Raw genomic sequence first — 24838 nt, 5'->3', positions numbered from 1 at the left:
ATCCTTCTGATAACCGGAGCAATACAAAAGCAGTCCTTTTTTTGTACATTCTATTTCATTACGATCTCATCAGCAATCCCGATCATTTTTTCCAGGCGGTCCGCAAATTTATGGATGGGTAGAAAAACGCCCAGTCCGTCATAACGTTTGCCACCATCCTCCACAGAATCCTGCCCATAATACACAAAGGCTCTTGGAAGCTTCTTCTGAATTGCCATCATGATATCCCATACAGCCGCATAGGCCTGTGCCTCCGTTTCCTTTTCCTTTATGCTGTCCGGAAGCTCATACACCAGCAGCACACCGATATGTTCGCCCATTTTATACTCTTCAACTTCCATGGTAGCTTCATCATAGGAATGGCGCTTCCGATAGCCATACGCCAGATACATCTTTACACCAGGTTTCTCCCTGTATATCCTGCGGAACCGGTCGTAATCCCTGTCACTTACATGGATTCCCTTTTCCCGCAGAAAATTTCCGTTTTCATCTGTGAGAAACACCGGATTCTCCTGTCCATCTGCATTGAACCTGAACGGTGCCAGAAAAGAATTTCGCAGAAGATCAAACATACTGTTCTGGCAGATCGCCATAAGGAGAGCTGTCAGATCACGGTTTTTATATGCGTCCAGCAATGCATAGGCGAATTTTTCCGGAGGAAGATATCCGCATTCTATGTCTGTATCCGCATCCATGGATTCATAGAAGGTCTCCGTCAGCCGTCTGCACGCCTCCGGATCCTTCAGGATCTTTTCAAATAAAAGCTCCGCCTTTTCCTCTCTTGGGAATAATGTGCTGTTTTCCACAATTCCTCACCCTTTCTAATCTCTATGTTTACTGGAAAACATCAGAATAAAGCTGAGCAGAAGCAAAACATCCGATACCCAGATTGCCGGGATCCCCAGCCTCATGGACAGATTTCCTCCGCCGCCGGCTCCAATGGCAAAAAAGAAAATTATTCCGAAATAATAAAGAGCCTGCTTCAACTGTTCCGGACGTTTTTCACGACAATACACGGACAACGCCGCCGTGCCGCTTCGTAAATTTCCAATGCACATGGTGCTTGCATAGGAATAACCACCCACCTTCCGGAAGGTCTGTACCTGCATGGCGCAGGAAAAGGATACCAGTACGGTTGCCAGCATATCCAATTCTCCCGGCATAAATCCCACCGCAAAAAGGATCAGGATCTCGATCAGCAGGATCATCTGCCTCCAGTGAAGTTTTTTTGCATATTTAAAGGTACTCTGGATCCGCTCCGCCGCTACAACACCAATGGCAAAGGCTAAAACAGGGAACAGGTACCTTAAGCCCTCTCCCCACTGTCCTGTCATAAAATTTTGGCTCATCAGAACCACGTTGCCTGTCTGGGCGTTGGAAAACACCTCATCTCTTGTAAAGTATGTGTAGGCATCCTGAAATCCGCCGGACATTGCCAGAAATACACTTGTGATAAAAGCTTCTGACATCTGCCGGTCTGCGCTCTGCAGCTTTCTGCCTCCTGAAACCACTCTAAATCACTCCTGTCATTGATTTTTTTCCTCGGGTGTATTATAGTTTGCTCAGAAGCAAATGTAAAAAGTATTATTAATATCGTAAACATATTAAAATCATATCACAGGATGGAGACAATACATGATCACTTACGACTACTACCGGATCTTTTATTATGTAGCCCAGTATAAGAGCTTTACCAAGGCAGCAAGAGCTCTTCACAACAATCAGCCAAATATCACCCGCTGTATGAACAACCTGGAGCAGGAGCTGAAATGTACGCTCTTTCTCCGCTCCAACAAAGGAATCGCACTTACACCGGAAGGCCGCCAGCTTTATGAACACGTTGCCCTGGCTTTTGAGCAGCTGTCCCTAGGCGAGGAGGAGATCCGCCAGAACGGAGAGCTGGAGCATGGTCTGGTTTCCATCGGCGCCAGCGAAAATGCCCTGCGTCTGATCCTTCTGGAAAAGCTGGAGCTGTTCCGCGAGCAATATCCCCATGTTCGCCTGCGCCTCTTTAACCATTCTACTCCTCAGGCAGTACAGGCACTGAAAAATTATGCGGTGGATTTCGCTATTGTCACCACTCCGATCTCCATCCGCAAACCTTTACAGAAAAAAAGTCTCCTGCGTTACCGGGAGATCCTTGTATGCGGAAGCAAATATAAGGATCTGACCACTGCCCCTATCAGCATCCATGAGCTTCAGGATCTGCCCTTTGTAGGTCTTGCGGAAGGGACCAGCACCAGAGAAATGTATATGAATTACTTTATGGAAAACCGTGTTTCTTTTCATCCTGACATCGAGGCAGCAACTACAGACCAGGTCCTTCCCATGATCGTCCACAATCTGGGAATCGGCTTTTACCCCGAGCCCCTTGCACGGGAAGTGATCAATGACGGGAAGATTTTTGCCCTTCAGCTTAAGGAGCCGCTCCCTCAGAGAGAGGTCTGCTTAGTCACAAACAGCAGTACTGCCATGAGTACTGCTGTCAAAAAAGCTATTGAATTTATTGTGTAAATCCCTGAGGCGGATCAGCCATTTATATTTATTGCTCCACTGTCCGCTCAATATGCATGGCAAGATAACCAATCTCGATAGGGTCCAGCTTTTTCCCAAGGCTTTTGCCCAGACTCTCGCAGACATCCTCTGCGATCCTGTAGGATTCCGGATATTTTTCTTCTATATATTCATTCATATCCAGCTTCAGTGTCTCCCCTGTGGAGACACGGGCTACCATATATTTGATATGGTTCATCATACGGTTGTAGGACAGGGAGATCACATCGATCTTTCTTCCTGTGGCCATCTCGATCATGGCGATGCATTCCCGTACCGTTCTTGCTGTCTGCATGGCAACAGACACCTTTTCATCTCCAAGTGCTGAGTGAATATGAAGTGCCACATATCCCACCTCATGCTCGTCGATCTCAATATCCATCCGCTCCTTCAGGATCTTCTTCAATACCTCCGCCACCTTGAATTCGCTGTAAAAAAGCACCTTGATATCATCAGTCAGAGGATTGCTGATCTGCTCATGATTCCGGATACGTCCCACTGCAAAGGAAATATGATCAGCAAGGGGAAACAGGATCCTTCTGTCTATGGTATCCCCAAAGGTCTTCTCAGCTTCTCTCAATATCTCATCTGCGATCTCCAGAAATTCCGGTGCTACGCTCTTTGCCAGTTCTTTTGCTGAGCCACGTTCTGTCTCCTGAGCCAGCCTGTAAATAGTACAGTCTGCCGAAGCCTCAAAACGCTGGCTGACCTTCTTTCCAAATCCCACACCTTTTCCCAGAAGTACATATTCCTGGTTTTCTTCCATATTTATGGCAATGATGCCGTTATTGTTTAATACCTTGCTCACTCTGTACATCTTTTTCCCCACCATTTTTATATATCCTGCTGCTTTTCCACATTCCACCACTGTCTGCCCCGGATTTTCAGTCGACATTTTTGTCTGCAGCTGTTGATTTTCTTTATCGTAACAGAATCTTTCTTTTGTGTAAAGTCCTTCTGACAGACAGTTATTTTCTTTGCCACAGGAAAAGCGCGCCCGGGCATTAGGCGCGCTTTTCACAAAACCAATCTTCTATATTATTGCTGAAAAATTTCCTATTCTTCCACAGTCTCTACTGCGAACAGCGGCTCTCCTGCCTTGATCTCTCCATTGGCAAGAAGGCGTACTCTCTGATTATCCTCGATCTCTGTGCAAAGGATCGGAGAACATAAGGACGGAGCGTTTTCTGTAAGATACGGGATGTCAATCTTCATCAACGGCTCGCCTTTTTTTACATGCTGTCCCTGCTCTACCAGGATCTCGAAGCCTTTTCCTTCCAGCTTTACAGTGTCAATGCCGATATGGAGGAGCATAGGAAGATCTGTATCTGTCTGGAATCCGATGGCATGCTTTGTGTCAAAAATAAACTCTACCTCGCCGTCTTCCGGAGCACAGATCACCGGGTCCTTCGGTGTGACTACAGCACCCTCTCCCATCATTCCTTCCGCAAAGCCTTCATCCGGCGCTGTGGAAAGGTCTGCAGCGATACCGGTTACCGGGCTGTAGACAATCGCTGTTCTGAGAACCTTTTTCTCCGGCTGCATGTTGGCTTCGGATGTCGGAGCTGTGTTCTGAGCAGCCTCACCTGTACTTTCTGCTGTACGCTCTGTATCAGACTGAGCCTGATTTTCCGCATTGTCTGTTTCTTTCTCATTTGCACCTTCAAAATATTCATTCGGCGCTGTCTCCAGATAATCCTCCAGCTTGGATTTGATCACAGTTACCTGCGGACCGTAGATGATCTGCACGCCCTGGCCTTTTTTCACGATTCCTCTGGAGCCTGTTGTTTTCAGAATGTCGTCGTTAACTCTTGCTGCATCATGGACGGTGATACGGAGTCTTGTTGCACAGCAGTCCACATCACTGATGTTTTTCTTTCCGCCAAGACCGGCTGTGATGGCTTCACTTACCGGATCTGCGGATGTGCTTCCTGCTGCTTCACCGGCTTTTCCGGCTTCTTTTCTCGCGTTTACATCTGCTTTTGTATAAAGCTTTGTTTCTGTGTCGTCATCCTCACGTCCCGGAGTCTTGAAGTTGAACTTTTTGATCAGGAAGGTGAAGATCACATAATAGAGAATAAAGTAAATGATACCTACCGGGATAATCCTGAGCCAGCTTGTCTTTGCATTTCCCTGAAGGATCCCGAACAGGAACAGATCAAGGAAACCTCCGGAAAAGGTAAGTCCTACTGCAATGTTCAGCATATGTGCGATCATATAAGCCGCGCCTGCAAGAACAACCTGTACCGCAAACAATGCAGGAGCTACAAACAGGAAAGAGAACTCCAGTGGCTCTGTGATTCCTGTAAGCATACATGCAAGGGCTGCGGAAAGAAGAAGTCCGCCTGCTGCTTTTTTCTTCTCAGGCTTTGCACAGCGGTACATGGCAAGAGCTGCTCCCGGAAGACCGAAGATCATGAAAATGAACTCTCCGGAAAAATATCTTGTTGCATCTGCGCTGAAATGCGCTACATTTGCGGAATCTGCAAGCTGGGCGAAAAAGATGTTCTGTCCGCCCTGTACCATCTGGCCTGCAACCTCCATAGTCCCGCCAACGGCTGTCTGCCAGAATGGCATATAAAATACGTGATGAAGTCCGAAGGGGATCAGCGCACGTTTGATAATACCGAAGATCAGAGTTCCGATATAGCCGCTGCCTGTTACAAGACCGCCCAGAGCATAAATACCGTTCTGGACTGCCGGCCATACGAAATACATCAGGATTCCCACAAACATATATACAATGGTGGAAATGATGGGCACAAATCTGGAACCGCCGAAGAAGGAAAGTGCGTTTGGAAGCACGATCTTATGAAAACGGTTATGCAAAGCCGCAACACCAAGGCCGACGATGATACCGCCAAACACACCCATCTGTAAGGACTGGATGCCGCAGACAGAGGTTACAGTACCTTCCAGAACGCTTTTTGCGATCTGTCCGTCTGCTGTGATCTTACCATTTACTACCAGCATACCATTGATGGCTACATTCATAACGAAGTAAGCGATCAGTGCAGAAAGAGCTGCTACCTCTTTCTCTTTTTTTGCCATACCGATGGCCACACCTACTGCAAAGATCAGCGGCAGGTTATCAAATACCGCGCTTCCGACTTTGTTCATAATGATCAGGAGTGCATGTAAAATCGTTCCGTCTCCCAGAATCTTCTGAAGTCCGTAGGTTGCAATGGTTGTTTCATTTGTGAAGGAACTGCCGAATCCAAGAAGCAGGCCTGCCACAGGAAGGATTGCTATGGGAAGCATAAAGGAACGTCCCACTCGCTGCAAAACTCCGAAAATCTTGTCTTTCATGTTTTCTCTCCTTTTCTTTCGACGTTTTGGAGCGGGAGTCTTTTAAGTGGGCAACAAAAAAAGACACCAACCCCCATAAACGTCAAATAATAACATTTATGACTGGTTAATGCCTGCTTATCAGTTACACACCAAATCTGAAATACACTATACGGGTTTTGTTCTTCTGTGTCAAGGAGTAATTTAATTTTTTCCCAAAAAGATATCTCCTCATATCACGATCCGCTCCGTTGCCAGCAATCCCTCGCGGAATATTACCTGTGAACAGCAGCCATATAGCTTCTATTCTCAGAAAGTATGCAGAAACGAAACAGACCGGAAATTCACTTATCTTGACTTTATTCTTACTTATGATAAGATGAACATAGAATGTCCGGCAGCAATGTTTTTTGCCCAGACCACACTATACATTTCATAAAAACGGAGGTACTTTTCCGATGAATACCATCAAGAAATTCATCCACTACTACGGCCCGTACAAAGCGGTCTTTTTTATTGACCTGATCTGTGCAGCCGTTATCAGTCTGGTAGATCTTGCTTATCCCCAGATTCTTCGTACTATGACAAAAACTCTCTTTACACAGGATAAGGATATTATTCTTCATGCCCTCCCTGTGATTGCAGCTTCTCTTTTTGTTATGTACATTGTGCAGAGTCTCTGCAAATATTATGTAACCTATCAGGGACATATGATGGGTGCAAAGATGGAACGTGATATGCGCCGGGAGCTTTTTGACCATTACCAGGAGCTGTCTTTTTCCTATTACAGCAGGAATAATTCCGGTCAGATGATGAGCAAGCTGGTCAGTGACCTTTTTGACATTTCCGAGTTTGCACATCATGGTCCTGAGAATCTTTTTATCTCTCTGGTAAAGATCGTCGGTGCTTTTATCTTCTTGGTCTTTATCAACAAGAAGCTTGCACTGCCGCTGATCCTCCTGGTGATCGTAATGTTTGTGTTTTCCTTCCGCCAGAATGCAAAAATGCAGGAAACCTTCATGGAAAACCGTCGTAAGATCGGAGATGTAAATGCTAGTCTTCAGGATACGCTTTCCGGAATCCGCGTGGTGCAGTCCTTCGCAAACGAGGACATCGAACGTGCCAAATTTAAGAAAAGCAATGAAGCGTTCCTTGTTTCCAAAAGAGATAATTATCACTGCATGGGAAGCTTCATGAGTTCCAATCTTTTCTTCCAGGGCATGATGTACCTGGTAACTCTTGTTTACGGCGGCTATCTGATCGCTCAGGGTGAAATGCAGACTGCAGATCTTGCCATGTATGCCCTGTATATTGGAATCTTTATCAGCCCCATCCAGATCCTGGTGGAACTTGTGGAAATGATGCAGAAGGGTCTTTCCGGTTTCCGCCGTTTCCTGGATGTGATGGAAACAGAATCCGAGATCAGGGATGCAGACAACGCTGCGGAGCTTACGGACGTGAAAGGACATGTGCGTTACGACCATGTTTCTTTTCATTACAGCGATGATGAAACTCCTGTGCTTTCCGATATCTCTATTGATATCCCGGCTGGAAAATCCATTGCCCTGGTGGGACCTTCCGGAAGCGGAAAAACCACGATCTGCTCTCTCCTGCCCAGATTTTATGATGTGACCGGCGGTTCCATTACTGTAGACGGAAAGGATATCCGCGGGCTGACTCTTAAGAGCCTTCGAAGCCAGATCGGTATGGTACAGCAGGATGTCTATCTTTTTGATGGAACCATCAAGGATAATATTGCCTACGGAAAGCCCGGAACTTCCGATGAAGAGATCATCAAAGCCGCCAAATGTGCGAGTATCCATGACTTTATCATGGAGCTTCCGGATAAATACGACACTTATGTCGGAGAACGTGGCACACGCCTTTCCGGCGGACAGAAACAGCGGATTTCCATTGCACGTGTATTCCTTAAGAATCCTCCGATCCTGATCCTGGATGAGGCCACCAGCGCTCTGGATAACGAAAGCGAACGTTGGATCCAGAAGAGTCTGGAGGAGCTTTCAAAAAATCGTACTACCATTACGATCGCGCACCGGCTTTCTACGATCCGTGATGCGGATGAGATCATTGTGATCACGGAGGAGGGTATCGCCGAAAGAGGCACTCATGCTGAACTGCTTGAGAAGAATGGATTGTATGCTGCATATTACAATATGTAGAAAGATACGAGGGAGGCGCTTCGCTGTCCCACTGAGATTTTTATAGGGCAAAATAAAAGGCTGCTGTATACCTTATCAATAGTGATATAGATATATAGCAGTCTTTTTATTTGTCAATTACTATCTTTTCAAAAAATTCAATCAAAGATTACAGCAGATAAACCGGAAGCTCGTCTTTAATTCCTACTGGCTGGTTGTTGTCCGGCTCATCTTTCTTTGGGGTGAGGAATTTGGCCTGGAGTTCGTCGGCGTTTCCTCCGCTGATCACGTTCTGGGCTACAGTTCCTGTTGTTTCTGCTGCAGCTGTTTTCTTTGCTGCGGTTTTACGTGCTGTTGTTTTTCTGGTAGTGGTTTTCTTTGCTGTTGTTTTTGTTGCGGCTGCTTTCTTTGCTGTGGTCTTCTTTGCAGGAGCTTTGGCTGCTGTTTTCTTTGCTGTAGTTTTTTCTGCCGCTTTTTCAGCTGTTTCAGCTTTTACCTCTGACGGCTTCTCTGCTGCTTTAACCTCAGCCTCTTTTACCTCTGTTTTTGTTTCTGTTTTGGATGCTTTTTCTGCATTTACTGCTCTTGCGATGCTTGCTTTACCTACTGACACGATTCATTACCTCCTCTGCCAATGCTATGTACTCTTTTGCGCTGCGGCTGCTTTTTTTGAACTCCACAACTGGTTCACTGCTGTCCTGGGACCATTCGATGGAGCTGTCTACACGGATAAAAGATTCGAAAAGATAGATTCCTTCCATTTCTTTCAGTGTTTCCATAGTCTGTTTGAAATAATTCTTTCTGGCATCTGCCTTGGTTACTACGATTCCCAAAACCTTTAAATCCGGAGCGATCTCCCTGACTTCATTGAGGAAATCAAACATATTTGCAAGACCAAACATACCCCACGGACTTGCCTCTACCGGAACAAGAACATAATCGGATGCACATAAAATATTCATCACCCAGCCGCCAAGAGTAGGCGGTGCATCAATGAGAATGTAATCGTACACTCCGGAATCTTTAACCTTCTGCAGACATTTCCGCAGGATAAACTCTCTCTGCCATTTTGTAAAAAGCTCATATTCCACGGAGCTCATCAGCGTAGACGACGGAACCAGATCCAGATTCTCATACTTCGTATGCACGATAAAATCGCTGAGATCCGACTGATGACCGATAGCATAATAGAGATTCTTTTCCCCTGCTGCCATCTCAAGCACTTCTTCCTCCGAAAAAAAAGAAAGGGAAAGATTCAGCTGCATATCACCGTCTACCATCAGTACCTTCTTACCCATGCCGGCCAGTGCCGCTCCCACATTGGAACAGCTGGTGGACTTTCCGCTGCCGCCCTTATTATTTGCAAAACAGATCGTTACTGTATTTCCCATTACAGCCTCCCGACAACATAATTTCGTATTTTCTGTCACTTGCCCTTATTATAATATAACGTTCTCCTAAAAACAAGCACATCCCCCATAAAACCACGAAAACCGACAAAATAACCTCACATAAAACAACAGTATATACACCCAAAAACAGCAGGTTCCGGATCACTCCGAAAACCTGCTGTCCTGATTCGCTGACTATTATTATTTTACGATAAAAGATTTTCTCTTGCTGACAACATCGAAGATAACCGCTGCCAGAAGAACCATACCTTTAACAACCTTCTGGATATTCTGGTCAATACCCATGATACTCATGCCAAGATTCAGAACACCCATCAGAAGTGCACCAATGATAACACCAGGAACTGTACCGGTACCACCATAAGCAGAAGCACCACCAATAAGTCAATCACAGTCCTTCTCCTGTATGTTTTTCCTTACTGCTCGAATCTGCCCTTCATCTTCACTTCCTGCTCCCACACAGCGACCTTGCCGCGGGCAAACAGGCTGTTGATGTTGAGATTCTCATCCAGTACCAGAAGGTCTGCGTCTGCGCCTTCCGCTACACAGCCCTTGATTCCTTCTTTGCCAAGGAGTACGGCCGGAGTGCTGGTCAGAAGCTGTAAGGCATCCTCCAGCGGCATGCCCTCTCTTACCAGGATCTGGATGGTACGGTGCAGATACTTCGGGGACGCGTAGGTCAGGCCAATGCACTCGCCCTCTTCGTTGAAGCGCGGCTGGCTTCCGAACGCGTCACTGGACATGGTTACATGATCCAGGCTCACATCTTCGCGGTGCAACAGCTCATAGAGCTTCAGAGCATCGGATTCGACCTCCACATCATCGGCGCCGGCGGTGCAGTCAATGTAGCCGCCACGGCGCACCAGATCCGCGCCGGCATCAATCAGTCCAGGATTGCGTAAGATGTGGGTCGGCAGCAGGTTCTTGGCTGGAACGTCGGAATGATCCAGCACATAGAAAATCGGATCCAGTCTTCCCTCTCCGTCACCCATGTGCATGGTTACCAGGCCAGGGGTATTGCTGAGTAAGCCGGCTCTGCGCGCTGCAGTAGCCAGCGCGATCAGCTCTTCTCCGCCTGGGTTGGAGCTTCTGTGGTCCGATACCGCTACCTTCACACCGATCATCGGTGGAACCAGGATGATATCGCGCTCTACACTTCCGGTCAGGGTGGTCGGCGGGTAACCATAGGAACTGGTCAGAGTGTACACGGTCATGCCCTCTTCGGTCAGGGCGCGAGCTTTTGCGACCAGATTTTCCACACTGCGGGTTACGCCATCGGTTCCCAGAAGTCCGACTACCGTGGTAATACCATTTTTGAAGAATTCACTGAGCTGGGATTCCGGTACACGGGATGCCGGCCCCTGCTCTCCGCCGCCGCCTGTGATATGCACGTGCATGTCAATGTAAGCCGGAACAACGGTCTTTCCCTCCAGATCATAGGTTTCCACTCCCGGAAGTCCCTCATATCCCTCAATAGTATCCTGCATCAGAAGGATTTTTTCCCCCTCAATAAGGATATCTTTCTTTCCCAGTTTCTCCGGTGCGTACACATTCGCGTTTTTCAGTAACTTGATCATAATGTCAATTCTCCTGTCTCTTTCTTTTCCGCTTTTCTATTTCAAAGCTTCTGTCAGTCTGTCTCAAAGGTGCCTTTTACCAGTGCTTTTCCATACTCCACCATTTTCTGTCCACGGACAAATACCGTATCTACCAGAAATTCCTCATCCAGGATCACAAGATCCGCGTCGCTGCCCGGACGGATGCAGCCCTTTTTCGGGAATAATCCGTTGGCTCTGGCCGGGTTCTCCCCGCAGATGCGGATGGCTTTTTCCACCGGAACCCCTGCCTTTACAGCATCACGCACTTCCTCATGCAGGGAAGAAAGCCGTGTAACCAGAAGCTTTGCGCCGCCCCCGCCAATCACATGAACATGCTGGTCCACATAACCAGGAATTACCATTTTTCCATCTGCAGAAACAACTTCCACCGGAGCAGAAAGTTCCGGTGGATCGATGTGTTCTGCCACAGAAAATACTTTTTCATCTACGATCAGGATATCACGGATTCCTTTTGGATCCGGATCATACAGATTCGCGTTTTTAATCAAAAGCACTCTGGACATCGTATTTAGTTCTCCTTTTTCTTCTCATCATCGAGCTTGGCAATACCAAATCCGGTAAAGCCCCAGATGATTGCAAAAATCCAGCCGGTGTAGCACAGGATTGCCCATGGAAGGTAATCCAAAGTCTCTACGCCAAGGGTGGAAGCCATGTAAGCACCTGCTGCGGACCACGGGATCAGCGGTACAACTACGGTACCGGCATCCTCAAGGGTTCTGGACAGGTTCTTTGCCGCAAGCCCGCGCTCTTTGTAAGCGTCACGGAACATCTCGCCCGGAATCAGAATGGCAAGGTAAGAGTTACCGGTGGTCAGTGCCATGGTAATGCAGGCTGCAACGGTTGCGGTGATCAGCGCACCGGTACTCTTTGCCACGCTTAAGATCTTCTGGAGTACCACATCCAGACAGCCAGCCCGGCTCATGATACCTGCGAAGCAGAATGCGCAGAATACCAGAAGTGTGGTGCTCATAATGCCGTTCATACCGCCGCGGTTTAACAGCTTGGTTACGGCCTCGGAACAGGTCTCGGTGTCAAATCCTGCACGGTGGATCATGGATACATCAAAACCGTTTACGGTTGCCTTTAACACATCTCCTAACGCTACGTGCTGAATGAAGACACTCTCCAAGCCTGCTACAAAAGTAGAAAGAAGCATAACCGGAATGGTTGGCTTCTGAAGCAGGGAGCCGCCCAGCACGATCACTACCGGAATGATGATCAGCAGGTTCCAGCTGTACATGGAAGAAAGCTGGCTTAATAAAGTAGTAACGGTGTCAGAAGTAATATCTGCGCTTACATCTGCGTTCATACCAACAATGGCATATACCACCAGGGAAACGATGGTTGCTGGGACAGTGGTGTAGAACATATGTCCGATATGCTCATACAGTGTGCTGCCTGCCGCGATCGGAGCCAGGTTTGTGGTATCGGACAGCGGAGACATCTTGTCACCAAAGTAGGAACCTGCGATGCAGGCGCCTGCAGTAGCCGGAAGGGATACGCCAAGGGCGCTTGCGATTCCCATCAGGGCAACACCCATGGTTGCAACGGAACCCCAGGAGGTACCGGTAACAACCGAAACCACTGCCTCGATCAGGAACGCGGTAACCAGCATGAATTTCGGGTTTACGATCTGGACGCCGTAATAAATCATCATCGGAATGGTACCGGATGCCATCCAGGTACCAACCATAGCGCCAACACATACAAGAATCAGGATGGCAGGCATGCCCTTTGCGATCTTGGTGCAGATCTCATCCATCATCTCATCCCAGGTAATGCCTACACGGAACGCGATAAATGCTGCGATTGCAGCTACCATGATCAGAAGCGGCTCTGTGCTGTAGCCGAATACGCCTTTTCCGATGGTAAGGATCAGGAGCATTGCGACGATCGGTGTGATCGATTCCGCAAAAGTGGGCAGACGTTTGGCCCGTTCTTTCTTTTCTTTCATTTGTAGTTTCTCCTTTTAGCCTCCTTCGTGACAGTTTCACATTTTATCACGGCAGAGTATTAAGATTTGGACTTATTATATCAGAAAAGATAACGGGCAACAACTAAAACTTTATATTTTTTTATTTTCTTGTTACACGGGAGTTTGACACATTGAAATTCAAAAAAGTACCGCAAAGCCTTGAAACAGGCTTATTTTTTTGTCAAATTTTTATTTTTATTATATAGTAATATTTAGTGATATGTACTATAACAGTGGAAGCGGTAATTATTGTGCGTATAACAACATCAAAATCAAAAAATTCCGAGTCCTTTTATATCACTCAGTCCTATACAAATCCGGTTATTAAACCGCGCTTTGAAAGGAACTTATACTACAGAACAATTGCTCCATATTTTAAAAGACATAAAATTTGCAGATGTAGAAGAACAGGGTTTCATGCCGGTATATGAACGTCAGAAAATCACTGACGATCTCCACGAAACCTGTGGATTCAGAACAGACTATCAATTCATAACAAAACGGAAAATGAAAGGAATTCAGAAAAAAAGTAAGCGGAGATAAAACATTACTATGTTTCGTGTATGCAGATAAAAGTGCCACACCCCTTGTATTTGAAGGGCACTGAAAAACTTCCATTTCTTCTTAAGTGGAAGTTTTTCTTTTATATTATTTTCAAATCTTTACTTAGGAAAATCATAAAAAGCTATGGTTTACTCCATAGCCAGCTCATCTAATCTTACTATTCGTTTTACATTTGCTGTAAATGCCGTAAAATACATTTGCAGATGCATAGCAAATAAACCTCTCGAATCTGCTTTACGCAAACCGTGAGCTTCCTTTAGTTCTCCATTCTTTTCTTCTATCCTGTGCCGAATCTTCATTCGCTCCTGAAAATATTCGCTTTCTTCAAATTTAAGCCTTTCAAGATTTTTCTCGCTTGCTTGCGTGATACTGTAGCTTCTTGTTTTAGCGTTTGATCTTCCTACACGGCATTTTTCTCTTTGGGGACATTTCCGACACGTTACTTTGCTAAATATATATCTTAAATAAGTATTCCCATTTTTTGCCGTTCTTTTTTCTACACGCGTGGAAAGCTCTCCGGCAGGACACTGCAGCATCCCAGCATCTTTATTAAAGCAGAAACCTTCCTCAAGGTTCCCGTTTGCTGCAGCAGCTACTGCTGTATTGGTTCTGGCAATCAATGTAATCTCTTTTCCGCAGACTTCCAGATTGTCATCACTGACATATGCCATATCGCCTATAACTTCTGTAACTTTTATTCCATTTTCCTTCGCGTTTTCTATCAGTTTTGGTAATTCCTGCCCATCTGGTGCTCCTCCATCTGTTACAGTGATCCCCGCAATGAGACGTTCTTCAGTCATCGCAAGATGATTCTTATATCCATAGAACGTACTGGTTGCCGTTTTATGTCCAAACCGTGCATCTTTATCATCTTTGGATCGGATCTCTTTGAGCCGCTCATCTTCTAGTAGTTCTTTCATTTCATGAGAAAGTTTCTGTATCTTTTTATTTCCACAGGATTTTATTCCTTCCTCCAGAACCTGGAGTAGTTCCCTAGTATAGGCAATTTCTTCATCCAGTCCTGCTTCCAAAGAGGGTTTCTCAGGAAATCGCTCTGATAATTCAAAAGCTGTTTTATAAACCTCTTTCCGAAGTTGTTTGCTCATATCCCGCAGAATCTGCGTTGGAGATTTTGCCCAGACAGAAGCAATTGTATGGGTGGAATCAACGATAATGGTTCCCGATTTGATCAGATTTTTATCCAAAGCCTGTTGAATGGTTTCTTTTAACATTTCTTCCAGAATATCTTCTGTAATACGAGTTTTTCTGAATTTTGTGAGAAGACTGGGATCTATCATTTTTGCTTCTGGTTCCAGGTCAAGGAAAAATTTATATGCCATGTCCGTCTGGGCGCTGCTAATCAGGGCTTCGTCAGAAAGATCATACAGTTTTTTCAGGAAAAGCAGTTTAAACATCATTTCTGGTTCCTTTGCCGGGCGACCGAAATTTTCACAAAAAAGCCCAATTCTTTTTTAGAATCAGACTTTTTCAGTGCCCTTTTAAATATGGTTTTGATTTGGTTTTGTAGCATAAAAAAATCTCCTTGTAGTTGTATTTGCATCGTGCAGATGCTTCTTTAACTACAAGGGCCGCTCTCACTACTTCTAAAAACCAATCAGTAGTGAGAGCGGCCGCACATTTGAGTTGAAGTGTCAACCCCTATTTAGGGAAAAACTAAAAAAGAGGTTAGACCTCATGTATAAGATCTAACCTTGAAAATTAACTAAATGACATTGACCAGTGAACAGTAACAAAATAACCTTACATAAAACAACCGTATATACACCCAAAAACAGCAGGTTCCGGATCACTCCGAAAACCTGCTGTCCTGATTCGCTGACTATTATTATTTTACGATAAAAGATTTTCTCTTGCTGACAACATCGAAGATAACCGCTGCCAGAAGAACCATACCTTTAACAACCTTCTGGATATTCTGGTCAATACCCATGATACTCATACCAAGATTCAGAACACCCATCAGAAGTGCACCAATGATAACACCAGGAACTGTACCGGTACCACCATAAGCAGAAGCACCACCAATAAAACAAGCACCGATCGCATCCATCTCAAAGTTTGTACCAGCCTGCGGGTTGGAAGAATTCAATCTGGCCATTGTCACCATACCTGCGATAGCAGCCAGAAGACCCATGTTCAAGTAAGCAAGGAAATAAACTTTGTTCGTATCAATACCGGAAAGCTTTGTTGCCTTCTCATTACCGCCAACTGCATAAAAATAACGACCTGTTGTAGTCTTGGAAGCAATGTATGTATAGATTGCGATGATCACTACAACCCAGAGAAGGGAATTCGGGATACCTTTGTACTGAGCAAGTCTGAACATGAATGCAAGAACAACTGCACAGATCAGAACCATCTTCACTGCAACACCACCGAAAGACTCAACACTGTAGCCTTTTTTTGCACGGTCTGCACGGTTTTTCATAACAAGTGCAACATAGACGATGCAGACAATAATGCCAACTACAAAACATGTTCTGTTAAATCCTTCACCTCCACCAAGGAAGTCCGGAATATAGTTATTGAACAGAGCCAGATAAGCATCCGGCATCGGGGCCAGGGTCTGTCCTTCCAGAACTACGTTGGAAAGGCCACGAAAAGCAAGCATACCTGCCAGAGTAACAATAAATGGAGGAATTCGTACATAAGCGATCCAGAATCCCTGCCATGCACCAATGGCAATACCCACAAGAAGCATCACGATCATAGTGAGATACGGGTTCATACTGTTGAGAACCATCATCTTACCACCGACAGCAGCAACAAAGCATACAACAGAACCAACTGACAGATCAATGTTACCACCTGTTAAAATACAGAACAGCATACCGGTTGCAAGAATAAATACATATGCATTCTGGGCTACCAGGTTATTTACATTCTGCGGAAGAAGCATAACGCCCTTTGTGTTCACAGAAAACATGATCACAACAAATACCAGAACAATGACCATGGTATATTTTTTTAATATTTCTGAAAAACTAATCTTTTTCTCCATCTTCTTACTCTCCTTTACCTGACTTCACGATCCTGGACATGATCAGCTCAGATGTAGCTTCCTCACCACTTACCTCACCTACGAATCTGCCCTCGTTCATGATATAGATTCTGTCTGACATTCCAAGCACTTCCGGAAGCTCAGAAGAGATCATGATCACAGATTTTCCTGCTGCGACCAGGTCATTGATGATACAGTAGATTTCATATTTGGCACCTACGTCAATACCTCTTGTAGGTTCATCCAAAATCAGAATATCCGGCTCTGCAAACATCCATTTTGCAAGAAGGACCTTCTGCTGATTACCACCGCTCAGGTTTCCGACATTCTGCTCAACTGTCGGACACTTGGTTTTCAGTTTCTTCCTGTATTCCTCAGCAACTGCGTATTCTTTATCCGTATCGATCACTTTTCCATTACTGATACCGGACATGTTTGCAAGCGTAGTGTTCATCTTTATGGACTTGGAAAGGATCAATCCGTTTCCTTTTCGATCCTCTGTAACATAGGCGAGCTTGTTGTCAATAGCCTCCTGAACTGTATTCAGCTTCACTTCTTTTCCATTCATGAACACCTGGCCGGAAATCTTAGTTCCATAGCTCTTGCCAAAAATACTCATGGCCAATTCTGTACGTCCTGCTCCCATCAGTCCTGAAATACCGACAACCTCTCCTTTATGTACTTTAAAGGATACGTTATTTACCACCTTACGTTCTGTATACAGAGGATGGTAAACATTCCAGTTCTTAACTTCCATGGAAACATCGCCGATCTTTACATTTGGACGTTTCGGGAACCGGTCTGTCATCTCACGTCCAACCATTCCCTGAATGATCCTCTGCTCAGAAAAATCGTCTTTCTTTTTATCCAGTGTTTCAATGGTAGATCCATCTCGGATAACTGTGATCTTATCTGCCACATAGGAAATCTCATTTAATTTATGGGAAATGATGATAGAGGTCATTCCCTGCTTCTTGAATTTCAGAAGAAGATCCAGAAGAGCTTTGGAGTCATCTTCGTTCAGTGATGCGGTAGGCTCATCCAGAATGAGCAGCTTTGCATTCTTTGCAAGTGCCTTTGCGATCTCAACCAGCTGCTGTTTACCTACACCGATATCCTTGATCAAAGTTCTGGAGGATTCCTCCAGTCCCACTATTTTCAAATATTTATCTGCTTCCCCATAAGTTTCATTCCAGTTAATGGAAAAGCTCCTGCCTCTTTCATTGCCCAGGTACATGTTTTCACCGATAGTCATATACGGGATCAGTGCCAGTTCCTGGTGAATGATCACAATTCCTTTATGTTCACTGTCTTTGATGGTGTTAAATTTACAGATCTCACCATCGTAAATAATATTTCCTTCATACGAGCCGTACGGATATATACCACTTAATACATTCATTAATGTAGATTTACCGGCACCGTTCTCACCTACCAGTGCGTGGATCTCGCCTTCCTCGACCTGGAGATTAACATTATCCAGTGCCTTTACACCTGGGAAAGTTTTGGTGATATTTTTCATTTCCAGAAGTATCTTAGCCAACTCAATTTCCCTCCCTTTCCACTGTTCATGCAGGCGGTTATATTCCCCGCCTGCATGTGATAAATTTCTTTCTTAAAAATTATGATTATTTGATCTGATCCTCTGTGTAGTATCCGGAATCGATCAGGATTTCTTTGTAGTTATCTGTTGTAACAACAACCGGATCGCAAAGGTATGTCGGGATGACACCTGTTCCGTTATCATAGGATTTTGTATCGTTCACTTCCGGCTCCTCACCTTTCATGATGGAGTCAACCATTTTTACTACTGCAGATGCAAGAGCTCTTGTATCTTTAAATACGGACATTGCCTGTTTTCCTGCTACAAGGTTCTTAACGTTCGGTGTATCACAGTCCTGACCGGTGATGATCGGATATTCTCCTGTGTAGGAAGCTGCCAGTGCATTCTCAACACCAAGGGCTGTGGAATCGTTGGAGCAGAGAACTGCGTCAAGGTTTGTTCCGTCAGAGTAGTTACCTGCGATGATGGTATCCATTCTGTCCTGTGCTTTTGCACTATCCCAGTTTGCGGTAGCAACCTGCTCGAACTCTGTCTGTCCGGATTTTACTACCAGCTTACCGTCATCGATGTATTTCTGGAGAACATCCATTGCACCACCGAAGAAGAAGTTACAGTTGTTATCACCAGGATCTCCTGTGAACAGCTCGATGTTAAACGGTCCATCCTGATTATCAAGATCCAGTGCGTCTACCAGGTACTCGCCCTGTTTCTGTCCTACTTTGTAGTTATCAAATGTTGCATAATAGGAAACTGCATCAGAATTCATAAGAAGACGGTCATAGGAGATAACCGGAATTCCTTTTTCTTTGGCCTGTTTCAGAGGCTCGCCAAGGCTGCTTCCGTCGATGGATGCCACAACCAGAAGGTCGCATCCGTTTGCTACCTGGTTCTCAAGCTGGGAAACCTGTGTGCTTACGTCGTTGGATGCATACTGAAGGTCTACTTCATATCCTGCTGCCTCCAGCTCTTTCTTCATGTTCTCGCCATCCTGGTTCCATCTCTGGAGATCCTTGGTCGGCATGGTAACACCGATCAGTTTCTTGTCTGCTGCCTGTGCTGTTGCTGCCGGAACTACCACCATACCAGCTACCATTGTTGCGCAAAGAAGTGCAGATACCATTTTTCTTTTCATTGTAAAATCCTCCGTTTCATTATTTGTTTTTTGAATCACGTTTCCTTCGATGATGTTACTATAGCACAGGACTGTCTGGACATAGTTGGCAATGACAGAGACATTTTTTTGCAAAAGAAAAATGCCCTGCATCAGGCAAGACATTTTTGCACCAAAAATCTGCTATTGATTTTTGTCATAATTGTGTATTATTGCACATATGGCTACACTGCCACATTACTTGCAGAATTTCACCACCACATATATGCCGGTATGCAATCTGTTCTGCATTACTCTGTATCATAATCTGTATTGAGATATACTTCATCCCTTCTGTGGAAACCGCCGTCAATGATCACCTCATCAATATTATCCCTTGTAACGGCAACCGGTTCCAGCACCTTCGCCGGGATATCGTAGCTTCCATCGTTCATGGTATCTGTCACATCTGACGGAAGCTTTCCCTCTTCTGCCATCTTCACCGCATATTCAGCTGCCTGGCATGCCAGATCTTCGATAGATTTAAATGCTGTCATGTACTGGGTTCCTTCTACAATACGCTGACATGCAGCCAGATCACCATCCTGGCCTACCACGATCACCTGTCCGGCAAGCTGGTTTTCCGCAAGAACCTGTATCACCTGGCTGGCAATATCATCATTTCCACACATGATTCCCTTTACATCGGGGTACTCTTCCAGTGCCTCCTCCACATAATCTGCTGCCAGCTCCGCGACCCAGCCCTCACAGTTGGCTTCGTAAACCACCTTCAGATCACTGTTTTTCAGAGTGTCTTCAAATCCCTCTTTTACCATGTCCACATTGTTATCTGAAGCAGATCCCTGGACCATAAAAATCTTTCCGCCATCAGGGATCGCTTCCATCATGGACTGTGCCATGACCTCTCCGACTTTCCGGTTATCAAAGGAAATATACATGTCTGTATCCGCATCATTTACCATACGGTCATAGGAGATCACCCTGATCCCTACATTGTGGGCACGCTCCACAGCCTCAGATAATGCCTTGCAGTCTCTGGCAATGATCACGATCACATCCATATGCTTCCTGATAAAATAGTCGATCTGGCTGATCTGCTCTTTTGTATCTGCTCCCGCATCCTGAACATTCACTTCCGCTCCCAATTCCCTTGCGGTTGCCACGAATGCATCCCTGTCACGAATCCACCTCTCAATAACAAAGGAATCCACTGTAAGACCGATCTGAATTTTCTTTTCACCACTGTCTTCCTCTGTATCGTTTTCCTGTGCAGCTGTCTGCTTTATTTTTTCGGAAGCACAGCCATTCAGCATCAATGTCAACAGACACAGCAAGATCAACAGCTTCCTGATCATTTTCCCCCCGCTCATATTGTCTACCTCAACCTCTCTCTGAATTCACTTGGTGTCACGCCTTCGTATTTTTTGAATATCCTGCTGAAATAATTGGGGTCGCTGTATCCGGATTCCGCACAGATCTCCTTGATGGAAAGCCCTGAATCTTTGAGAAGTTCTCTTGCATTCCGAAGCCGCACTTCTGTAAGATACTCGATAAAATTTCCTCCGGTCTCCTGCTTAAAAAGCTTGCTGAAATAATAAGGGCTGATATCCACCTCCCGTGACACCTCATCCAGTGAAATATCTTTTTTGTAATTGTCCCGAATATAGGACTTTGCTTTTTCGATAATAGAAACCGCTTCTTTTTCCCTTGCACTTTCCATGTTACTGCAGATTTCTGATGTTTTGCCCAGGAACCATTTTTTCATTCCTTCTATATCTGTATATTCCTGGATCTCATGAATATAATTTCTGCGGCAGCTGATCGCATATTTCACGGTACCTGCAAAAAAGGCCTTTTTTTCCACTCCCATCACAAGCTCCAGGATCTTGATGCGCATGTCCTCCAGATCTACTCCCGGCTGCTTCTCCATCCACCTGATAAATTCCTCGGCACAGCTTAAAGCTCCTGCCACATCCTTATCCATCACCCGCTTTTCATAGCGACGTTCCAGATCTCTTGGATATTCGCCGTCATATTTCTGTGCAGCCGGAACATCCTCAATATGTATAACATGGCTGGTGCTTTCCCGAAGTGCGATCATGGCCTCCTTGAAGGATTCTTTCATGGTGCTTCCCATCTCCTTCACCCGGCCGATACCACAGCGAAATTTACTGTCGATCCTGCTTTCCAGCTTATGTACCATGTTTCTGGTTCTTGTTACAACCTCCACACGTTCCTCATAGGACTCCCTGGAATTACGGTATGGAACAAGCAGTACAATACGGTTTCCCATAATGGGTCCTACCAGACATTCAAAAAATCCCTGAGCGATTTCCCGGAATGTGGAATAAAATTTGTTTGCCTTCACACTGGCCCCCACCGCATTGGTAAGAACGCCATTTTCCGTGGAATCCCCGAATTCAGCCACGATCATATATCCATATTCTTCCCGGATATCCAGAAGCTCCCTGTAATTATCCTGATATGTCTGAAAATCATCCTGCAGAAGAATATTATTGATATATCCGCTTTCGATCATGGGCACAACTGTCTCCAGCTTTTCACGGATACGGAGATCATCGCTTCGCTTCTGTCTTGTGTAATCTACCTTTTCCATAGCTTTGGAGCATGTTTCCAAAATCACCTTTTTGTTTACCGGCTTGGTAAGAAATTCCATAACTCCAAGATTTACCGCTTCCTTGGCATAATTAAATTTATCATAGGCTGTAATGATCACAAAGACCACAGATCTGTTAAATTTCTGAATTTCCCGGATTGCCTGGATCCCACTTAAGCCCGGCATCTGAATGTCCATAAAGCAGATATCCGGCGGATATTTCTCCGCCTCCTCCACAACCACACGGCCTGTCTTGGCTGTATGGATCTCACATTCATTTCCATAGTTGGAACTTATAATATTTTTCAGGGATTCCAGCATGATCCCCTCATCATCAGCAATCAGGATTCTGTACATTTTTTTCGCTCCTCTCCAGAGGAATATTGATCACTACCTCTGTTCCCATTCCTTCACCTTCACTGTATATTTCCATTAATCCGTCCCGCTCATAATATAGTTCCAGACGGCTGATCACATTATTCATTCCGATTCCCGTGGAATCACCCTCGCCTGAACTGCTGTGGACTTTTTTTGACAGTACTCTTTGTATCTGTTCTCCGGTCATGCCCAGTCCGTTATCCCGAACACTGATCTCAATATGGTCGTTCCATTTCTCCACACTGAGATCAATATGTCCTTCCCAATCTATATTCCGGATTCCATGATTGACTGCGTTTTCCACAACCGGCTGCAGGATCATACTGGGAACACGTACATTTTCCACATCACATTCCACTTTTTTTGAAAAATGGATGTCCCCGGCAAACCGTACATTCAGAATATAAATGTAATTATCCACAGCCTCCAGTTCTTCCTCCAGTGTGGCATCTTCCTCACCCTTCTTTACATTGTAGCGAAAAAAATCTGCCATCTTTTCCACAAAGATACTGGTTTTTTCTGCATCCTCCATCATTGCAAGCTGTACTCCTGCATTCAGGGAATTAAAAAGGAAATGCGGGTTGATCTGAGACTGGAGATACTTAAGCTGTGCCTCCTTGAGATGTGTTTCCATCAAAAGCTCCCTCTCTATCATCTGCTGTTCTTTTTCCATGCTGGCCTTTGTCCTGGCAATGTAAAGACCAAGATTATCCACCATGGTATTAAAGGCTCTTGTTACCGTTCCAAGCTCATCCCTGGAATCTGCTGGGGGCATCTTTACATTAAAATTCCCCTGACCTACCAGCTGTGCAGTTTCTGCCATATTAGTCAGCGGCAGGAACATCTCCCTTGTTGCCATGATCAGAAGGAACATTCCACAGATCACCACCAGAAGCATGATCATCATATTACTGATCTCCAGATATCTCATAACCGCCCGGAGAGCTGCATAAGTCTGGGAATTTTCTTTAAAAAGCTGCTTGTTCAGCTCATCCATAGAACTCTGGATATAACTGTAAAGCTCCAGACTTTCATCATATTCCTGCTTATATTTCTCCACATTCCTGCCTCTCTTGGCAGCTACAGTTCCTGCGGTACAGGAAAGATATGATTCCGACATCTTACGTATCTTCTTCTCCAGAAGTTTTACGGAATCATCAATATTCCGTTCATTTAACTTCTCCAGCTCCTGCCTGTATTTCGCCTCATTCTGATAATAATCCATCAGTGCCTGAGAGTTTTTTACCTTCAGATACTGGTACATACTGTCCTGCACATCGTCAAAAACCTGCCCAAGCTCTGTGATCTGGGCATTGCTGGCATACACATCATCCATCTCCTGCATGGAGTTGTTGATCCGCGCATAAAACAGCATGTTGATGCTGAACAGTAAAACTGCCAGCACGCCAACCTCGATCATGATCTTGCTTACAAGAGAAAAGTCACTCCAACGGATCTTTTTCATCTGTGACTGCCTCCCTCCTCATCTTCTTCACTGCTGTTCTGTCAAGAAAATTAATGTCTACGTTGTAGAAAGAATTGGTTCTTCCATCTTCTATATAGCTGGTAACTGCCTCCACACTGTACTGTCCCAGCTGGGTCGTGTCCACATCACAGGTAACTGAAATAACACCTTTTTCAACTGCCGCCAGAATATCCTCAGATGTATAATAACCAATGATCTTCACTTTTCCTGCAAGGTTGAAATCCAGAATTGCCTGTCTTGCACACTCCGTTGTCTCCTCATCCATACACACAAGGATATCCGGAACATTCCGCTTCTGCTGAAAAATATCAGTAACTGCCTCCTCTGTTTCAAAGGTTCCTGTTGACAGAAGATTCCTTCCCTTGATCTCAATATCCTCAGAACCAGCTGCCATCTTCACCGCATTGCTGATCTGAGTGTATATCTGACTTTCGTTCATATCATCAATGTCCCGTTTCTGCAGGATCAGGATCTTCTTCGTGTTCTCATCCACGTATTTGGCAACAATTTCCCCGTAAGCCATGCCAAGCTGATAATCGCTGACTCCCACAAAGCTCTGGCGGCGGCTGTGCACCGCATCACTCATGACTGTAACCACCGGTATTCCGTTTCTTACTGCAGTATTGATTGCTTCTTCCAGACCGGCTTCTCCATTATACTGCAGGATAATACCATCCGCCTTGGCCGCAATACTCATATTCATATAATCAAGTTTATCATAGGATGTTTCTCTGTCCGGCCCCATGATCTCAATCAGTACATTATTGGGAGCTGCTTTTTTCTTCGCACTGTCATATACTGCCTGCCAGAACTGGGAATCGGGGCTGTCCACGATCATGTCATACTGATATTTATATATTTTCTCTTCCTGTTTATCCAACCCTGCTTTTTCACTGATTCCTCTGTAATAGGATTCTCCTGTCACATAAGTAAGTACTATCACGGCAGCAAAGATCAGCAGGATACAAACTGATTTTTTCTTCATAGTACGCTCCGTTCTGTTCCGCAAAATATTCCAGGTTCAGTCTATCATAATTTCACAGAAAAGTCACTGTTTAACATGGATTTTCTGTGCACTTTCATGTTATAT

At 45.1% G+C, this 24838-nt stretch carries 18 protein-coding genes and 3 pseudogenes; 3 read left to right on the top strand and 18 right to left on the bottom strand.

Annotated elements, in window-relative coordinates; all coding sequences use genetic code 11:
- Positions 1–50: 50 nt before the first annotated feature.
- A complete protein-coding gene (locus DMI82_RS11080) occupies positions 51–806 on the bottom strand; it encodes a DUF4866 domain-containing protein (protein WP_186582391.1) in 756 nt (251 codons plus the stop codon).
- 15 nt (positions 807–821) lie between these two features.
- Positions 822–1469, bottom strand: a complete 648-nt coding sequence (locus DMI82_RS11075) for a YoaK family protein (protein ID WP_110103340.1) — start codon at positions 1467–1469, stop codon at positions 822–824.
- A gap of 166 nt (positions 1470–1635) precedes the next feature.
- On the opposite strand from DMI82_RS11075, the gene DMI82_RS11070 reads away from it, so the two are divergent.
- On the top strand, positions 1636–2514 hold the full coding sequence (locus DMI82_RS11070; RefSeq protein ID WP_110103306.1) for a LysR family transcriptional regulator: 879 nt from the start codon (positions 1636–1638) through the stop codon (positions 2512–2514).
- 28 nt (positions 2515–2542) lie between these two features.
- Here the strand turns inward: DMI82_RS11070 and DMI82_RS11065 are convergent, their stop codons facing one another.
- A complete protein-coding gene (locus tag DMI82_RS11065) occupies positions 2543–3370 on the bottom strand; it encodes a PRD domain-containing protein (protein ID WP_110103339.1) in 828 nt (275 codons plus the stop codon).
- A gap of 239 nt (positions 3371–3609) precedes the next feature.
- Positions 3610–5862: a PTS transporter subunit IIABC gene (locus DMI82_RS11060; RefSeq protein WP_110103305.1), complete on the bottom strand. Its 2253-nt coding sequence runs from the start codon at positions 5860–5862 to the stop codon at positions 3610–3612.
- Between the two features lie 437 nt (positions 5863–6299).
- On the opposite strand from DMI82_RS11060, the gene DMI82_RS11055 reads away from it, so the two are divergent.
- On the top strand, positions 6300–8021 hold the full coding sequence (locus DMI82_RS11055; RefSeq protein WP_110103304.1) for an ABC transporter ATP-binding protein: 1722 nt from the start codon (positions 6300–6302) through the stop codon (positions 8019–8021).
- A 148-nt stretch (positions 8022–8169) separates the two neighbouring features.
- Here the strand turns inward: DMI82_RS11055 and DMI82_RS20090 are convergent, their stop codons facing one another.
- From DMI82_RS20090 to nhaC, 6 genes and pseudogenes are all read right to left on the bottom strand, one after another.
- The gene (locus tag DMI82_RS20090) at positions 8170–8613 is read right to left on the bottom strand and encodes a hypothetical protein (protein ID WP_021650455.1); all 444 of its coding nucleotides are present in this window, start codon (positions 8611–8613) and stop codon (positions 8170–8172) included.
- Positions 8600–9391 (bottom strand): ParA family protein, encoded by a 792-nt coding sequence (locus DMI82_RS11045; RefSeq protein WP_015526030.1) that lies wholly within the window; start codon positions 9389–9391, stop codon positions 8600–8602. The genes DMI82_RS20090 and DMI82_RS11045 overlap by 14 nt, the downstream gene beginning before the upstream one ends.
- A 201-nt stretch (positions 9392–9592) precedes the next feature.
- A pseudogene (locus tag DMI82_RS11040) lies at positions 9593–9793 on the bottom strand (sugar ABC transporter permease); the annotation flags it as partial.
- A gap of 35 nt (positions 9794–9828) precedes the next feature.
- Positions 9829–10989, bottom strand: a complete 1161-nt coding sequence (gene iadA, locus DMI82_RS11035) for a beta-aspartyl-peptidase (RefSeq protein ID WP_015526031.1) — start codon at positions 10987–10989, stop codon at positions 9829–9831.
- Between the two features lie 53 nt (positions 10990–11042).
- Complete coding sequence (locus DMI82_RS11030; RefSeq protein ID WP_015526032.1) at positions 11043–11534, bottom strand: amidohydrolase family protein; 492 nt, start codon at positions 11532–11534, stop codon at positions 11043–11045.
- Positions 11535–11539: 5 nt separating this feature from the next.
- Complete coding sequence (gene nhaC, locus DMI82_RS11025) at positions 11540–12985, bottom strand: Na+/H+ antiporter NhaC (protein WP_015526033.1); 1446 nt, start codon at positions 12983–12985, stop codon at positions 11540–11542.
- A gap of 336 nt (positions 12986–13321) precedes the next feature.
- Here nhaC and DMI82_RS20800 point away from each other — a divergent pair.
- A pseudogene (locus tag DMI82_RS20800) lies at positions 13322–13549 on the top strand (IS1634 family transposase); the annotation flags it as partial.
- 149 nt (positions 13550–13698) lie between these two features.
- On the opposite strand, the pseudogene DMI82_RS11015 reads toward DMI82_RS20800, so the two are convergent.
- From DMI82_RS11015 to DMI82_RS10980, 8 genes and pseudogenes are all read right to left on the bottom strand, one after another.
- Positions 13699–15027: pseudogene (locus DMI82_RS11015) on the bottom strand (IS1182 family transposase); the annotation flags it as partial.
- A gap of 389 nt (positions 15028–15416) precedes the next feature.
- Complete coding sequence (mmsB, locus tag DMI82_RS11010; protein ID WP_059086778.1) at positions 15417–16592, bottom strand: multiple monosaccharide ABC transporter permease; 1176 nt, start codon at positions 16590–16592, stop codon at positions 15417–15419.
- 4 nt (positions 16593–16596) lie between these two features.
- Positions 16597–18135 (bottom strand): multiple monosaccharide ABC transporter ATP-binding protein, encoded by a 1539-nt coding sequence (gene mmsA, locus DMI82_RS11005; RefSeq protein WP_022426669.1) that lies wholly within the window; start codon positions 18133–18135, stop codon positions 16597–16599.
- Between the two features lie 85 nt (positions 18136–18220).
- Entirely contained in the window at positions 18221–19249 is a 1029-nt protein-coding gene (chvE, locus tag DMI82_RS11000; protein ID WP_227574350.1) for a multiple monosaccharide ABC transporter substrate-binding protein, read from the bottom strand.
- A 308-nt stretch (positions 19250–19557) separates the two neighbouring features.
- Complete coding sequence (locus DMI82_RS10995; protein WP_022426667.1) at positions 19558–20637, bottom strand: sugar ABC transporter substrate-binding protein; 1080 nt, start codon at positions 20635–20637, stop codon at positions 19558–19560.
- Positions 20638–20642: 5 nt separating this feature from the next.
- Complete coding sequence (locus DMI82_RS10990; RefSeq protein ID WP_022426666.1) at positions 20643–22241, bottom strand: response regulator transcription factor; 1599 nt, start codon at positions 22239–22241, stop codon at positions 20643–20645.
- Positions 22219–23727 carry a sensor histidine kinase gene (locus tag DMI82_RS10985; RefSeq protein WP_022426665.1) on the bottom strand — a complete coding sequence of 503 codons (1509 nt, stop codon included), beginning with the start codon at positions 23725–23727 and terminating at the stop codon, positions 22219–22221. Before DMI82_RS10985 ends, DMI82_RS10990 begins: the two co-directional genes overlap by 23 nt.
- Positions 23705–24733 carry a sugar ABC transporter substrate-binding protein gene (locus tag DMI82_RS10980; RefSeq protein ID WP_022426664.1) on the bottom strand — a complete coding sequence of 343 codons (1029 nt, stop codon included), beginning with the start codon at positions 24731–24733 and terminating at the stop codon, positions 23705–23707. The genes DMI82_RS10985 and DMI82_RS10980 overlap by 23 nt, the downstream gene beginning before the upstream one ends.
- Between the last annotated feature and the right edge of the window lie 105 nt (positions 24734–24838).

Origin of the sequence: Blautia sp. BCRC 81119, from assembly GCF_003184505.1 — a bacterium.
GTDB lineage: Bacteria > Bacillota > Clostridia > Lachnospirales > Lachnospiraceae > Blautia_A > Blautia_A fusiformis.
The sequence above is the reverse complement of the archived record's forward strand: the minus strand, read 5'-3'. Positions and strand labels throughout refer to the sequence as shown.